At 67.5% G+C, this 14,313-nt stretch carries 11 protein-coding genes and 2 tRNA genes; 3 read left to right on the forward strand and 10 right to left on the reverse strand.

What is annotated here, in order from left to right; translation table 11 throughout:
* Nucleotides 1-78 precede the first annotated feature (78 nt).
* The gene (locus tag H5T74_08885; protein MBC7230488.1) at nt 79-1,185 is read left to right on the forward strand and encodes an FAD:protein FMN transferase; all 1,107 of its coding nucleotides are present in this window, start codon (nt 79-81) and stop codon (nt 1,183-1,185) included.
* Between the two features lie 243 nt (nt 1,186-1,428).
* Here the strand turns inward: H5T74_08885 and H5T74_08890 are convergent.
* The 10 genes from H5T74_08890 to H5T74_08935 form a co-directional block, all read right to left on the reverse strand.
* Nucleotides 1,429-1,524: transfer RNA gene (locus tag H5T74_08890), tRNA-Sec, on the reverse strand.
* A gap of 293 nt (nt 1,525-1,817) precedes the next feature.
* Nucleotides 1,818-3,725, reverse strand: a complete 1,908-nt coding sequence (gene selB / locus H5T74_08895; GenBank protein ID MBC7230489.1) for a selenocysteine-specific translation elongation factor — start codon at nt 3,723-3,725, stop codon at nt 1,818-1,820.
* Nucleotides 3,726-3,744: 19 nt separating this feature from the next.
* Nucleotides 3,745-5,169, reverse strand: coding sequence for an L-seryl-tRNA(Sec) selenium transferase (locus H5T74_08900; protein ID MBC7230490.1), 1,425 nt, complete (start codon nt 5,167-5,169; stop codon nt 3,745-3,747).
* 113 nt (nt 5,170-5,282) lie between these two features.
* Nucleotides 5,283-5,867 carry a sulfurtransferase-like selenium metabolism protein YedF gene (gene yedF / locus H5T74_08905; protein ID MBC7230491.1) on the reverse strand — a complete coding sequence of 195 codons (585 nt, stop codon included), beginning with the start codon at nt 5,865-5,867 and terminating at the stop codon, nt 5,283-5,285.
* 183 nt (nt 5,868-6,050) lie between these two features.
* Nucleotides 6,051-7,094 carry a selenide, water dikinase SelD gene (gene selD / locus H5T74_08910; protein MBC7230492.1) on the reverse strand — a complete coding sequence of 348 codons (1,044 nt, stop codon included), beginning with the start codon at nt 7,092-7,094 and terminating at the stop codon, nt 6,051-6,053.
* 370 nt (nt 7,095-7,464) lie between these two features.
* Nucleotides 7,465-8,076 (reverse strand): flavodoxin family protein, encoded by a 612-nt coding sequence (locus tag H5T74_08915; GenBank protein ID MBC7230493.1) that lies wholly within the window; start codon nt 8,074-8,076, stop codon nt 7,465-7,467.
* 695 nt (nt 8,077-8,771) lie between these two features.
* Nucleotides 8,772-9,923 carry a CoA transferase gene (locus tag H5T74_08920; GenBank protein MBC7230494.1) on the reverse strand — a complete coding sequence of 384 codons (1,152 nt, stop codon included), beginning with the start codon at nt 9,921-9,923 and terminating at the stop codon, nt 8,772-8,774.
* A gap of 371 nt (nt 9,924-10,294) precedes the next feature.
* Nucleotides 10,295-10,372: transfer RNA gene (locus H5T74_08925), tRNA-Pro, on the reverse strand.
* Between the two features lie 358 nt (nt 10,373-10,730).
* Nucleotides 10,731-11,960: an aminopeptidase P family protein gene (locus H5T74_08930; protein ID MBC7230495.1), complete on the reverse strand. Its 1,230-nt coding sequence runs from the start codon at nt 11,958-11,960 to the stop codon at nt 10,731-10,733.
* 40 nt (nt 11,961-12,000) lie between these two features.
* Entirely contained in the window at nt 12,001-12,399 is a 399-nt protein-coding gene (locus tag H5T74_08935) for an SCP2 sterol-binding domain-containing protein (GenBank protein ID MBC7230496.1), read from the reverse strand.
* Nucleotides 12,400-12,720: 321 nt separating this feature from the next.
* On the opposite strand from H5T74_08935, the gene H5T74_08940 reads away from it, so the two are divergent.
* Nucleotides 12,721-13,539 (forward strand): 4Fe-4S binding protein, encoded by an 819-nt coding sequence (locus H5T74_08940; GenBank protein ID MBC7230497.1) that lies wholly within the window; start codon nt 12,721-12,723, stop codon nt 13,537-13,539.
* Between the two features lie 264 nt (nt 13,540-13,803).
* On the forward strand, nt 13,804-14,298 hold the full coding sequence (locus H5T74_08945; protein ID MBC7230498.1) for a hypothetical protein: 495 nt from the start codon (nt 13,804-13,806) through the stop codon (nt 14,296-14,298).
* Nucleotides 14,299-14,313: the final 15 nt, after the last annotated feature.

Here is a 14,313-nt window from a genome sequence, read left to right on the forward strand (position 1 = left end):
GGCTGCAGGGGCGGCCCCGCGGGAGCTCGATTTGCCCGGAGTGTCGGCACTCCCGCCGGGGATGATATACTACGGCGCATGGAGAAGCGCGGTGACCCGGGACACCGGGAGATCGGGAGAAAGAACCGCAGGGATACTCTCATCGTCGCCGGGGTCACCCTGGCGCTGGTCCTGGTGGCGGTGGTGCTGGCCAGGATCCTGAACCCCGGCTATTCCCGCCATCCCTTCGAACGCCAGGAATATATCCTCGACGACCTGGTGACCATCACCGCCTACGGCAGGGACCAAGCCCTGGTGGAGGGAGCGGTTGGGGATGCCTTCGAGGAGCTCTTCCGCCTCCAGGCCATCGCGGACCGTTACGACCCGGATAGCGAGCTCTCCCTCCTCAACGCGCACGCCGCCGCCGGGCCGGTGGCGGTCTCGGACGAGCTGTGGGAGATGATCGACACCGGCATGCGGGTTTACGAGGCCAGCGGCGGCCTCTTCGACATCACCGTGGGCCCTCTCATCGACCTCTGGGACGTGACGGGGAGGAGCGAGAGGGGAGACCCGCCGCCCTCGCAGGAAGAGGTGACGGCGGCTCTGGAGAAGGTCGGTTCGGACAAGCTCCTTCTCGACCCCGCCGCGCACACGGTGGCCTTCGCGCGGGAGGGCATGATCATCGACCTGGGGGCACTGGCAAAGGGCTACGGCCTGGACCTTGCGGCGGGCATCCTGAGGGAACACGGCGTGGAGGCGGCGGTGGTCAACATGATCAGCACCTCCTTGACCATGGGGGACAAACCGGGCGGAGGCGGCGAGGACCGTTGGAGGATCGCGGTGATGGACCCGCGGGGAGAGGGTTTTCTGGCGACCCTTCTCCTGGAGGGCGGGACCTACATTAGCACCTCCGGAGATTACCAGCGCTTTTTCGAATACCAGGGAGTGCGCTACCATCACATTCTCGACCCGCGCAGCGGATACCCGGCACGCGGCGCCATATCGGTTACCGTACTGGGCGGGGAGAGCGGTGCCTGGTCGGATGCCATGTCCACCGCCGCCTTTGTCCTGGGATATCCGCGGGGGCTGGAGTGGTTGCAGGAGATGGGGGTGGAGGGAGCGTTGATGGTGGACGGGGAGGGGGACGTTCACCTCACGCCCGGCCTTGAGGGGAAAGTGGAGAGCTTGCGGGAGCGGAGCGGCTGAGGAGAGCCGCGGACGGCCTCCCGGCTCCCCGGCAGGGTACTGCCGCGGAAGGGAGACTCCCGGCGTAGTGGGGCCGGCGCGTGACCTCCTGCAACCCCGGGCCCGGCAGGTGAAGAAGCGGAAGATGGCGGAGATGCGCGGGGATAGAAATCTCATTGCTCCGCGGAAGTGAGACTCCCGGCGTAGTGGGGCCGGCGCGTGACCTCCTGCAACCCCGGGCCCGGCAGGTGAAGAAGTGGAAGATGGCGGAGATGCGTAGGAATCGAACCTACCCGGCGTCCGTTACGACGCCGCAACGGTTTTGAAGACCGCGCCGCCCACCAGGACGGATGCACCTCCGGGGATATTATATCAGGGGTTGCCCGCCACGACCCCGCATTAAAGCCGGTGTCGCCGGGGGTGTGCGGCGCCTCGTGGCGGGTGACCCGCCGCGGTGACCGCGGGCATAAAGATACCAAGAGTTACCATATCTTGCGGACATATGATGCGGACCTGAGAGAGCGGCCGCATCAGTAGGGGATGCGTAAGGCGCCGTCGTGGCGGGTGACCCGCCGCGGTGACCGCGGGCATAAAGATACCAAGAGTTACCATATCTTGCGGACATATGATGCGGACCTGAGAGAGCGGCCGCATCAGTAGGGGACGCGGAAGTCGCCGTCGCGGCGGGTGACCCGCCTGCGGTCGAAGAACTCCAGCAGGGGGATGGCATACTTGCGGCTGGCGCCCAGCATCTCCCGGACCTCGGGCACCGCCAGCCTTCCATGTTCCGCCAGGTGGGAGCGTATGCGCTCCTCGGCCTCGGCGATCCTTCCGGCGGCGAGGAAATATTCCGGGTTCACCTGCTCCACGGCGCCCTCGTCCATGAGGAGGTTCAGCATGTCGCGCAGCTTTCCCCTGTCCAGGCCGGTTATCTCCATGAGTTCCTTGAAGAGCGGGGGCGCGAAGCCTCCCTCCCGGATGGCCCGCAGCAGGGCCTCCTTCTGCTCCCGCTCCCTCTCCCCGAGGCGGGCGCCCTTGCCCGCCTCCCGCACCCGGCCCCCCTCCACCTCCAGCATGCCCGCGGCCACGGCGCTGCGCAGCAAAGCGTCGAAGACCTCGGCGTCCATGCCGGCGTCCAGGCGGCGGCGCAGGGCCTCTTTCTCCACCCCCGCCTTCAGGGGGTTGGCGGCGTGCATCTCCGCCGCCAGCGAGGTGAGGCGCTCGCGAAGGTCGGAGAGTATGGAGGGTGGTATGAACATGGCTTCCCCGTCCCCGGCCAGCTCCTCCAGCTCGCCGGCGGCAAGGAGTTCGCGCATGGCGTTGTCGAGATCGCCCTCCTTTATCTCGCTCCAGGCGAGGAGCTCGCGGCGGGTGAGGGGTATGGCCCGCTCCTCCGCCACCAGCAGCACGAGGTCGCGGGGAGCGCCCCGCTCCCTCCGCTGCAGGGAGGCCAGGACCTCGCGCTGGTGGGGACGGTGTTTCTTGGGATGGGAGTCCAGGATACGCCCGCCCCCGATGGTGGTGATGGGCGAGTAGCTGCGCAGGATGTAGCGGTCGCCGTAGAGCGCTACCACCGGTTTTTCCAGGCGGAACTGCACGTAGGCGCTCTCACCAGGCGCGAGCTCCTCCCGCCCCCCCAGGAGCACCACCCGCGCCATGACCTCCCTGGTGCCGTGATGGAAGCGCACCCGCGCCCGGCTTTTCAGTCCCCGCGGCGCGGCCTCGATGAGGTGGAGCAGGCCGTCTGCCATGAGGGTGGGGTGGAGGTAACCAGGGGTGCCCACCACGTCCCCGCGCTCGATCTCTTCCGTGGAGATGCCCGGCAGGTTCAGCGCCACGCGCTGTCCCGCGCGCGCCCTCTCCACCTCCCTGCCGTGCACCTGCACGTTGCGCACCCGCACCCTCCTCCCCGAGGGCTGGATGACCGCCTCGTCGCCGTCCGCGACGCTGCCCTCCCACAGGGTTCCCGTCACCACCGTCCCTATGCCCTTGAGGGTGAAGACGCGGTCCACGGGAAGGCGGAAGGGCCCGGAGAAGTCGCGGTCCCTCACCCTTTCCGAGGCCCTGGCCAGGGCGGCCCGCAGCTCCTCCAGCCCCTGCCCGGTGCGGCTGGAAGTGATTACCACTTCAGCCTTCTCCAGGGCCGTCCCCGCCAGGGCTTCCGCCACATCCTCCTTCACCAGCTCCACCATCTCCTCGTCCACGAGGTCGGCCTTGGTGATGGCCACCACCCCGTCGTTGACCCCCAGCAGGTCCACGATGGCCAGGTGCTCGAGGGTCTGGGGCATCACTCCGTCGTCGGCCGCCACCACCAGCAGCACCAGGTCGAAGCCGGTGGCGCCCGCGAGCATGTTCTTGACGAAGTGCTCGTGCCCCGGGACGTCCACCACCCCGGCGGATACGCCGCCGGGAAGCTCCAGCTCCGCGAAGCCGAGCTCGATGGAGATGCCGCGTTCTTTCTCCTCCTTGAGGCGGTCGGTGTCGGTGCCCGTGAGGGCTTTTACGAGCTCGGTCTTGCCGTGGTCTATGTGTCCGGCGGTGCCGATGATGAAGTTCTTCATGTCCTCTTTCCGTCCGGGGTCATTCCCGCTCCGCGTCAGCCGCCATCCCCCTGAAGGCCTCGGCGATCATCCCCGCCTCCTCGTCGCTCACCGTGCGCATGTCCAGGATGACGCGGTCGTCCCTGACGCGGCAGATCACCGGCGGCTCGGCCCCGCGCAAGGCCTCCTCGATGGAGGCGGTCTTCATGGCCGGCGAGGTCACCGCCACCGTCCAGGTGGGAAGGTCCTCCATGGGCAGCGCCCCTCCGCCGGCGCGCGAGACGTCCTCCACCACCTCGGCCTGGAAAGGACCCTCGGAGGAGATCCTCTTCGCCAGAGCGCGCGCCCGCTCGCGCAGCATCTCGGGGTCCGCGGTGAGCATGGCCAGGGTGGGGATCTCCTTCACCGCCCGGGAGGGGTCGAGGTACTGCCGCAGGGTGGCCTCGAGGGCGGCCACCGTTAGCTTGTCCACCCTCAGGGCGCGGGCGAGGGGGTGGCGGGCCATGGCCTCCACCAGGTCGGACCGACCGAGCACGATCCCCGCCTGGGGCCCTCCCAGGAGCTTGTCGCCGCTGAAGCAGACCAGGTCCGCGCCCTCCTGCAGGGAACGCCGGATGGTGGGCTCGTACTGCAGCCCGTGGTCGGAAAGGTCTATATACACCCCGCTCCCCAAGTCGTCGAGGACCATGAGGCCGAATTCCCGCGCCAGCTCCGCCAGCTCCTTCACCCCCACCTCGGCGGTGAAGCCGGTGATGCGGTAATTGCTGGGATGGGCGCGCATGAGTATGGCCGTCTCGCTGGTGATGGCGCGCCGGAAGTCCTCGAGATAGGTCTTGTTGGTAGTCCCCACCTCCACCAGCCTGGCGCCGCTCTGGGCCATGACTTCCGGCAGGCGGAAAGAGCCCCCGATCTCTATGAGCTGACCCCTGCTGACTATGACCTCCCTGTCCCTGGCGTGGGTGGTGAGGGCCAGGAGCACCGCCGCGGCGTTGTTGTTCACCACCAGGGCGGACTCGGCCCCCGTGAGGTCGCATAGCAGCCTTCGCAGGTGTTCCTGGCGCGAGCCGCGCCTGCCGTCCTCGAGCCTGAACTCAAGGTTGCTGTAGCAGGCGCCCGCCACGGCCAGCGCCTCCATGGCGGGGCGCGAGAGCGGGGAGCGACCCAGGTTGGTGTGGATGACCACCCCGGTGGCGTTGATCACGCGCCGGAAGCTCATCTGCAGCTTCTCCTCCACCACCTTTTCCACCAGGGAGACGAGGTCCTCGGTGTCCGTGCTTATCTTCTCAAGGGACATCTCGTCCCTGGCGGCGAGGATGGCCTCCCGGATGCCGTCGAGCACGGTGCGTGAGGCCTCGGTGACCAGTTCCCTGGGGATGGCCTTGCTGCCCATGAGACGGCTGCGGTAAACGGCCTGGATGAGGTCGTTCACCGACGAGAGACCTCTGAGGTAGTCTTTTTTCTCCATGTCCTTTCCTAGTTTACCTTCTCGGCTCCCCCGCCGGAAGTGCAGGGCAGGCCGCGGTGCAGTGCTTCAGGACGGGGCCGGCCGTACGCCCGGTTCCCCCGCGCCGAGGAGCCTCATATGGTCACGGAGTTGGTGGCGGAGAGCATGGTGGTGAGGATGTCGTACATGTTGCTCACCGTCCCCACCGCGAGCCTCTCCCTGGCCTGGAAATAATCCAGACAGGTGCCGCAGACCAGCACCTCCACGCCCATGTCCCGGAGGTTGGAGAGGGCCTCCACCCCGTCCCCTCCCTCCACCGCCAGAAGGACGCCCCGGTTGAAGAGCACCACCCTCCAGGGTGGGGGGTCGCTCTCCGCCAGGGTGTTGAGGAAGGCCTTGACGAGGATCCTGCCCAGTTCATCCTCGCCGCGGCCCATGACTTCCGACGAGAGCACCACCACCGCGCGCTCGGCATGACCGGGTCCGCTTTCCGCCCCCGCTTCCTCGGAGCCCCTGGTTATGGCGATCCGGAATCCCCCCTCCTCCTCGAAGACCTCGCTGACGCACCCCTGTGAGGAGGCGAAGCGGCATACGTTGTCCCTGGCGGTGGGGTTGTCCACCAGCACCTCTATCTCGGTAGCGCCCCCCTTGAGGGCTTCCTTGGTCCGCACCACCGGCGCGGGGCATGCCAGCCCGCGCGCGTCCACGCGCTCCTTCATAACACCTCCCGGCTCGCTTCGCCGCCGCGTCCTCCCGACGCGGCGGCGTTTCCTTCTCCCTCCAGATCCGCGCCCGCGTCGCATGGCGCTCTCTTTCCGCATCTCCCGCCGCTCTCACCTGCCCGGCGGCGCCGACACGCTTCCGGAGCCGCCTTTTCACCCACGGTGGATGTGCGGGTAACGTCAGGGCAGGATACGCACCGTGCCCGCGGCGCTCTCCATGAACCTCCCGATGACCGCCGCGTCACCCTCGCCTCCCATCTCCCGCGTGAAGATCTCCAGAGCCCCTTCGGGCAGGGCGATGAGAAGCCCTCCCGAGGTCTGGGGGTCGAAGACCAGGTCGCGGTCAACCTCGCTCACCCGCGGCGAGACCTCCACGCGGGGGGAGAGATAATCGCGGTTCTTGTGGGCGCCGGCGGGGACCATGCCCATCTCCGCCATCTCGCGGGCGCGGGGATACAGGGGCAGCCGCGACACCTCGACCTCGCAGCCAAGGCCGTTTCCCTCGAGCATATTCAGGAGGTGGCCGGCCAGACCGAAGCCGGTGACGTCGGTGCAGGCATGGGCACCGGCGAGCACCGCCGCCCGCGAGGCGCGGTCGTTGAGGGAGGCCATGCCCTCCACGGCCTCCCGCATCTCCTCCTCGCCCATGAACTCGCCCTTGAGAGCGGTGGCGAGCACCCCCGTTCCCAGGGGCTTGGTGAGCACCAGGAGGTCGCCCGCCTCCGCCCCCAGGCAGGTCATGATACGGTCGGGATGCACCCTGCCGGTGACCGCGAGGCCGTACTTGGGCTCCGCGTCCTCCACCGTATGTCCTCCCAGGAGGACCGCCCCCGCCTTCCTGATGCTGGCCAGTCCGCCCTCCAGGATGCGGGCCAGGATATCCATCCCCAGGGAACAGGGGAAACAGACGATGTTCATGGCGGAGAGGGGGATGCCCCCCATGGCGTAGACGTCGCTGAGGGCGTTGGCCGCGGCGATGCGGCCGTAATCGTAGGGGTCGTCCACGATGGGGGTGAAAAAATCCAGGGTATGCACCAGCGCCGTCTCCTCGTCCAGCATGTACACCGCGGCGTCGTCAGGGGTGTCCAGTCCCACCAGGATCTCGCGCCCCGGGTCGCCGGGCGGAATGAGACGCAGCACCTTCTCGAGGTCCTCCGGACCCACCTTGGCAGCTCACCCGGACTTGCTCGAGAGATGGGTGAGCCGAATCTCGTCCGGCACTATAATACCTCCTGATATTCTCGATAATAGGATATTATATTATACGATTCCACGATCAGCTCGGGAGGACACCACATATTGTTGCTCTCACCCAAGATTAAGTGCTCCATGTCGCATTTTACTGAGCAGATCGGTTATCGTTTCATATTATTCCCGGGGCGATCTCCATACCGGAGGTGGAAGGGGGCTGAGGTCGACCTCCGTTTTCCGAGCGGCAGGGTTCCCCCGGGCTTATCGACGCGGCAGGATGCCGGCGACATATCCGCTCCCTGACTTCAGGCGCCCGTTGATAAGACGCTGCTTCCCTGTGCTCAGGGCTGGGGGCCCGCCCCTCGCGTGGATCCGCTCCCCGGCTACCCATGCGGGGACGGGTTCATCCCTTCTTCTCCCCCAGGCTGCGCTCTATCTCCACCACCAGGTGCTCGCCGGCGGAGTAGGCGTTGCGCAGGGCCGTGGGGTGCTCCCGGATGGCTCCCTTGCGGTCCATGCGGAAGAAGAGCAGGCGTTCGTAGTACTTGATGTCGAGGACCTCGAAGAACATGTCCACCACCTTCAGGGCCCCGTCGAAGGCGCGGGGATCATCCGCCCCGGCGGTGGAGAGGAAAAGACCGCGGCGCGCGTGCCTGGTCTCCGGGTCCGTGACCTCCTGCCCCAGCAGCGTCTTGCGCGCCCACATGCACTGGTGGCGGTCGATGAGGGCCTTGGTCTGGGCGTTGAGGGAGTTGAAATACACGGGGGCCGCCAGGATGATGCCGTGCGAGGAGGTGGTGAGGTTGTAGATCTTGTCCATGGCGTCGTCGATGGTGCACTCCCCGTCCTTGCGGCAGTCCTCGCATGCCTGGCAGGGGAAGATCTCGCGGTTGCAGACCACGATCTTGTTCACGGTCGCGCCCGCTTCCCTGGCTCCTTTGAGGGCCTCCTCCAGAAGTATCGCGGTGTTGCCGTTGAGCCGGGGACTTCCGGCGATCCCCAGGATCTTTACCATCAATACTCCCCCACGAGTTTATTAAGTCATGGCTGTTGCGTATTCTATCCGATGCGGAGGATAACCGCAATTCCTCCCCTCAAGCCGGCCTGAGGGCATGTTCCCGGGCCTCCGGCGCCCACTGCAGGCAGAGCGAGCGGGAGGGGCGGGGACCGCCGGGAGCAGGGAAAACGCCGCGGGACACCGGGTTATCCTCCACCGCGCCGCGCAACGCCCGCGCCGTTATGCCGCACACAGTTCCTGGCACCTGACGGCGGTGCGGGGACGGGGGATGGGGGCAGAGCGGCGTCCCGTCGCGGAGGGCATCGGCACCCCGTTCTTTCCCGCCCGCAACGCCGCCGGACCTCATGTTTTCGGGCCGGATGCTGCCGGACGCCCGTTCACCGCCCGGTATCGCGGGGGGAAGGGGAACGACCCCGGTTCCGGGTGAGGGTCAGGCGACCGCCCCCTCCTCCCTGAGCCGGGCAATCTCCCCCTCCTCTTTTCGGGCCGGATGCTGCCGGACGCCCGTTCACCGCCCGGTATCGCGGGGGGAAGGGGAACGACCCCGGTTCCGGGTGAGGGTCAGGCGACCGCCCCCTCCTCCCTGAGCCGGGCAATCTCCCCCTCCTCTTTTCGGGCCGGATGCTGCCGGACGCCCGTTCACCGCCCGGTATCGCGGGGGGAAGGGGAACGACCCCGGTTCCGGGTGAGGGTCAGGCGACCGCCCCCTCCTCCCTGAGCCGGGCAATCTCCCCCTCCTCCATGCCGATCTCCCGCAGCAGCTCGTCGGTGTGCTGGCCCAGGGCCGGCGGGGGGGACAGGAAGCGGGGCGGGGTGCGGGAGAGCTTGTAGGGGCTGCCCAACTGCCGCATGGCGCTCTCCCCCTCACCGACCTCCACCACCATGTCCCGGTGCTTGACCTGGGGGTCGTCCAGGGCTTCGTCCAGGCGCGCCAGGGCGCAGCAGGGAACGTCGTTGGCGGTCAGCACGCGAAGCGCGTCCTCGAGGGTGCGCGCCCGGATGGCCTCCTCAACCCGGGGCAGCAGCTCGGGCTTCCCCAGGATACGCTGGGGGGTGTTCAGGCCCTTGGCGTCCTCCAGACCCAGGGCGTCGCAGAGCCCGTTCCAGAACCAGTCCTCGTGGGCGATGCCGATGACCAGGTGTTTTCCATCCGCGGTGTCGAAGATGCCGTAATGGGGGGTTGCGTGGAGGGGGTTGATGGTGGGCACCTCGCCCGTCTCGAGGTAGGGCCCCAGGCTGTTGTGTAGGAGGAACACCACGCAGTCCAGCATGGCTATGTCCACGAACTGTCCCTCCCCGGTCCGGTCGCGAGCCAGCAGGGCCGCCTGGATGGCGATGACGGAATTGAGGGCGGAGGCTATGTCCGCCACCTCGAACCCCAGCACCACCGGGTTTCCCTCCCGGTCCCGGGTGAGGCCCAGGACGCCCCCCATGGCCATGTAGGTGATGTCGTGCCCGGGATGGTCGCGATAGGGGCCGTCCTGTCCGAAACCGCTGATGGAGCAGTAGATGATGCGCGGGTTAAGGGCCTTCAGGGTCTCGTAATCCACCCCCAGGCGCGCGGTGGTGCCGGGGCGAAAGCCCTCCACGACCACGTCCGCGGTGCGTGCCAGGCGGCGGAAGGCCTCCTGGGCTGCGGGGTGCTTGAGATTCAGGGCCAGGCTCTTCTTGTTGCGGTTTATCTGGTTGAACAGGAAACGGAAGGTGCGGGCGTGGTCGCCGGTTCCCGGGGGCTCCACCTTGATGACCTCCGCCCCGAGGTCGGCGAGGATCATGGTGCACAGGGGCCCGGGATAGAGCTGGGACAGGTCCAGTACGCGAATTCCCTCCAGGGGCGCGGTCATGGGTTCAACCTCCTTCTCGGACGGGCTTTTCATCCGCTGTGATTATATGAAAAGACGGTCTCCACGTCTCCTGTCCGGCGGTAAAGGGGGTCACGGCCTGGTGCCGACTCTCGCAGGAAGTGCGTCGCGGTTCCCGGTCGAGGATGCAGGCCTCAAAGGGCGGAGGCCGCACCGCGTCCTTGAGAAAAGGCTCCGCGGCGCGCCGGGCGGGCGAGGGTCGGCGGGTGCGGCACCGGCGCTCCGTCGCCCATCGGGCGGTACGGAATAAGGCGCGGGAGCATGGAAGGCCGGTAACCATAAGCTGCACGGCGTCCGGGAAAAAAGGCCCCGCGGCGATCCGGGCGTACGAGTGTCGACGGGCGGCTGAAAGATGGTCGGGGTGAGAGGATTTGAACCTCCGACCTCTGCGTCCCGAACGCAGCGCGCTGACCAAACTGCGCCACACCCCGACCGTACGACGTTCATGCGGTTTTCAAGCCGGCCCTCAATGCTCCGGCAGTTCTCTATTATACATTCCCGGAGCCCCCGGCGCTAAGCGAAACTTGCTCTATCCCCGTGATACCGGGCATAGGAAAGATATGGGCTATGGACCGACCTTCCGCCCGTGTTCATGACTGCCTGACGAACAAAAGGCGGTTATCACGGGGTGGCCATGATGCATCGGGTGACCGTTCGGCCGCCGGCCACCACTTGTACCACCGATGCCGTGCGCGCCGGGACGTTCCCGGTCTGCGGAGAGGCGGCTCCCCGCCCCGTGCGTGCCATCCCGGGAACCGGGTAAGGCCGTTGAAGGGGAAGGCGCCCGTCCTACTCGATCTCCTCGATGGCCAGGGGGAACTTCGAGGTCAGCTCGCAGCCGTCCTTCTCGATGACGATGGGGTTCTCGTAGCGGAACCCCACCCCGTCCTCGGGAGCTGCATACTGCATGGCCAGGATGACCATCTCGTTCTCCTGGTAGACGTGGTCGGGGTCTGTCCAGTAGGGGATGGGCACGTCCATGCTCGCCCCCACCCTCCACTCGTCACCGAAGAGGCCGATGCCGTGCTCCACCCCCGGGAGGAGGAAGTCCGAGCAGCCCCGCTCCTCCGCGAAGCGGCCCAGCTCGGTTATGAGGTCGCCCGGGGTGGCCCCGGCCCTGTAGCTGTCCGCCACGAACTGCACGCAGGCCACGAAGTTGTCGGCGTGCCAGCGCTGGCGCTTGCTGGCGGGGGCGATGAGGTAGTTGTGGGAGTGGTCCCCCAGGGCCAGCCTGAACATGGCGTGGAGGTCGAACATCAGCGCCTCCCCGGCGGCGAACTCTTTGGTGGTGGGAGGGGTGCAGGCCCCCAGCCCGGTGCGCCAGCCGCTGGAGATCTCGTTGAGGCCGGCGAAGTTCCACTCCGAGACGCTGCCCTCGCGGCGCATGGCCAGGGCGGCGATGCCGGCCAGCTCCGTCTCCGTCATCCCCTTCCAGCCGCCGTTCTCGATGGCCTCGCGGGCCGCCTTGTGCCCGGCGTCCACGATGCGCCCCGCCTCGCGGAAGCGGTTGATGGTCCCCTCGTCCTTGATGATGGAGGCCTGGTCCACGATGTCGTGGGCGTTGATGAAGTCGAAGCCGGGCAGGGCGTCGCGGAAGCGCTCGTATTCGTAGTGGGTCATCCACCCCTCGGCGGTGTAGGTGGCCATGCCGGTCTCGTAGCCGATGCGGCCTCCGGTCAGGCCCAGCTCATCCTCGACGAAATACTTGATGACCTCGATCTGGTCCGCCCCGCTGGCCCCGAAGTAGCCGCGCACGTGGTCCTCGTCCAGCCAGGTCTCGCTGAGCAGGCGGGCGGAGTCTATGACGAAGGTGAACACGGTGGGCAGGCCCTCGGCGGGGATGACCATGAAGGTACGCCAGGGCACGAAGGCGTCGAGCACGAAGCTCATGGTGCGGATGCGCGACGCCAGGTAGAGGTCGAGGTCGCGCCGGCGCATGCCCTCCTGGATGTCCAGGAGGCGCTTCTCGATGTCCACGGAATAAGGGTCGTTGGGGTCGGGCCTGGGTATATCCAGCATCTCTATCATCTCCCGTCATCTCGGCGTCCCGCGGGGCGCATCAGAATCGAGTGGGGATGGTGGCGAGCACCCGGTTGAGCTTGTCCACCAGGGGCGCGAGGCGTAGGGCCTTGGCCATGTTGCCGCGCAGGGCGAGCTTGCGTGAGGTGAGTGCCTTCACCGCACCCAGCTCGCCTCGGGTGATCTGGGCGAAGGTGGAATAGTCGGCGATGATGCGGAACTCCGCCCTGGGACCCTCCCCCTCGCCGGTCTCGAAGGCGGCCAGCCTGCCGTCCTCGAAGGCCACGTGGAAGTAGCGGTCCCTGCCGTCGGGGCAGTTCTTGTAGAGATTGGTCATGGAGCTGGTGACGTGGTGCAGCATCTCCGGGGACAGCTCCGCCTCCACGCGCCGGCGCCCCTCCTCGGTCCATTCCGGGCTGAGATATACGAACTCTTCCATGACTCCCTCCTCTTCTCCTCGCCTGCCTGGTTTCCAGCATACTCCACGCAGCCCCGGGGCGCCACGTCTGCGTGGGCTGCCCAAGGGATCAGGGATACCTTTCTTTTCCGGTCCGCCCGGGCGCGTGCGCTCGCGGGCCCGGTTATATTCCGATGTTGCCGGTATGGCGGCGAGGGGGAATAATGGTGGCGGCGGGCGGGAGGTGCGTATCGCGGAGGGACGGTCCGCGAAGGCCGGCGCGGGTACGGGAGGTCTCCACGGAGTGTCTCCCTCGCGGCCCCGCGACGGAGGGTGCGGATCTGCCTGAAGGAAGGAGGCGGCATGGGTTATCCAAGGCAGGTGGTCAAGGCCTTTCTCTCCCTGTGGCCCTTCACCCACATGGTGAAGAGGCTCAGCCCCTACCCTCCCTTCCGGCAGCTCTTCGCCCCCCTGGTGAGGGAGGAGATCTTCAAGGTCACCTTCATCCCCGTGTGCGAGGACCTCCCGACCCCTCAGAACACCGCCCTTCCCCGCCAGGCCATCGCCGAGCTCATCAAGGCCTCCTCGCACCGTTTCCTCCATGACGGGTGCATCTGCCGCAACCAGGAGGGCTGTGTCAAGTACCCGCGGGACCTCGGATGCATTTTCCTGGGCGAGGCGGCGGCGCACCTCCACCCCTCCCTCGGGCACCGCGCCGGGGTGGAGGAGTGCCTGGAACACCTGGAGAAGGCCTCGGAGACGGGGCTCACGGGGATGGTAGGCCGCATCTGGTTCGACGCCACCACCCTGGGGCTGCTGCACGACTTTCGCAATTTCTTGGTGGTCTGTTTCTGTTGTGACTGCTGCTGCCTGGTGCGCACGGACCTGCGGGAGGCGGGCAAGGGCTTCAAGGACACCATCCAGAAGCTGGATTCGGTGCGGGTGACGGTGGGGGAAGAGTGCGTGGGATGCGGGACCTGCGCGCGCACCTGTTTCGTGGGAGCGGCTGCGGTGGTTGGGGGGAGGTCATTCCTCGACCCCGAGGCCTGCAAGGGATGCGGCCGCTGTGCCCTGGCCTGTCCGCGGCGCGCCATCCGGGTGGAGTTCGACCCCGGCGACGCCCTTTTCCAAGAGCTGCTGGCCCGTGTCTCTCCGGTGATCAGGCCGCCGGGCGGGCGTTGAGGCCGGAAGCGCGGTGTGTGGGAACGTGCGACCCCGCCGGGGCAGGGTGGGGATGACGGATCCCCGCGCGTGTCAAGGGTTCTTAACGTGTTCCGGAGGCGGACGGAGCTGCCGTGCGTGAGGCCCTGGCCGGGGCGAGAGATCCAGGAGGGGCGGTCCCGGACCCCGCGTTCACGGCGCAGGGATGTGGGAGGAAAAGGCGGGCGGCACGAGCCGCTCGCGGCGTGGATCGATGTTGACCGCCGGCCGGAAGACCCTTAACGTTTGGATATGACCAGATGCGGCGGATGTGGGCGGGAGTTCGAACTGGAGGAAGTGGAGGCCGGGTCGCGATTCCTCTGCGCGCGCTGCCTGCACCTCGAGGTGGCGGGGCCGAGACCCCGTCGCGTCCTCGATCACAGGGCCTTCCTCGCGGTGGCCGTCACCCTGCTCGCCCTGTTGTTCGCGGCGGGTTCCCTGCTGTGTGCGCTCTACCTGGTGGGAGCCGGGAACCTTGCCTGGTTCATGGTCCTCGCCGCCCTGATGCTGGTGGTGATGGCCAGTGCCACCTCGGTGCTCGCCCGTAGGAGAAACCTGGCCCTTCTGCTGGGCTCGCTCTACCTGCCCCTGGGGATATGGGCCTGCGCATGGCGCCTGGCGCCCGGTGCCGGCTGGGAGCTGAGCCGGGCCACGGGCTACGGAGGCCTGATGCTGCTGGGGGCGGGAGCGGTATGCCTCTATGTCTTTGGAAGGGACGCACGCCGTCTGCCGAGGCGCTAGAAGAGCGGGGAAGGG

Source organism: Actinomycetota bacterium, assembly GCA_014360645.1.
GTDB lineage: Bacteria > Actinomycetota > Geothermincolia > Geothermincolales > RBG-13-55-18 > Solincola_B.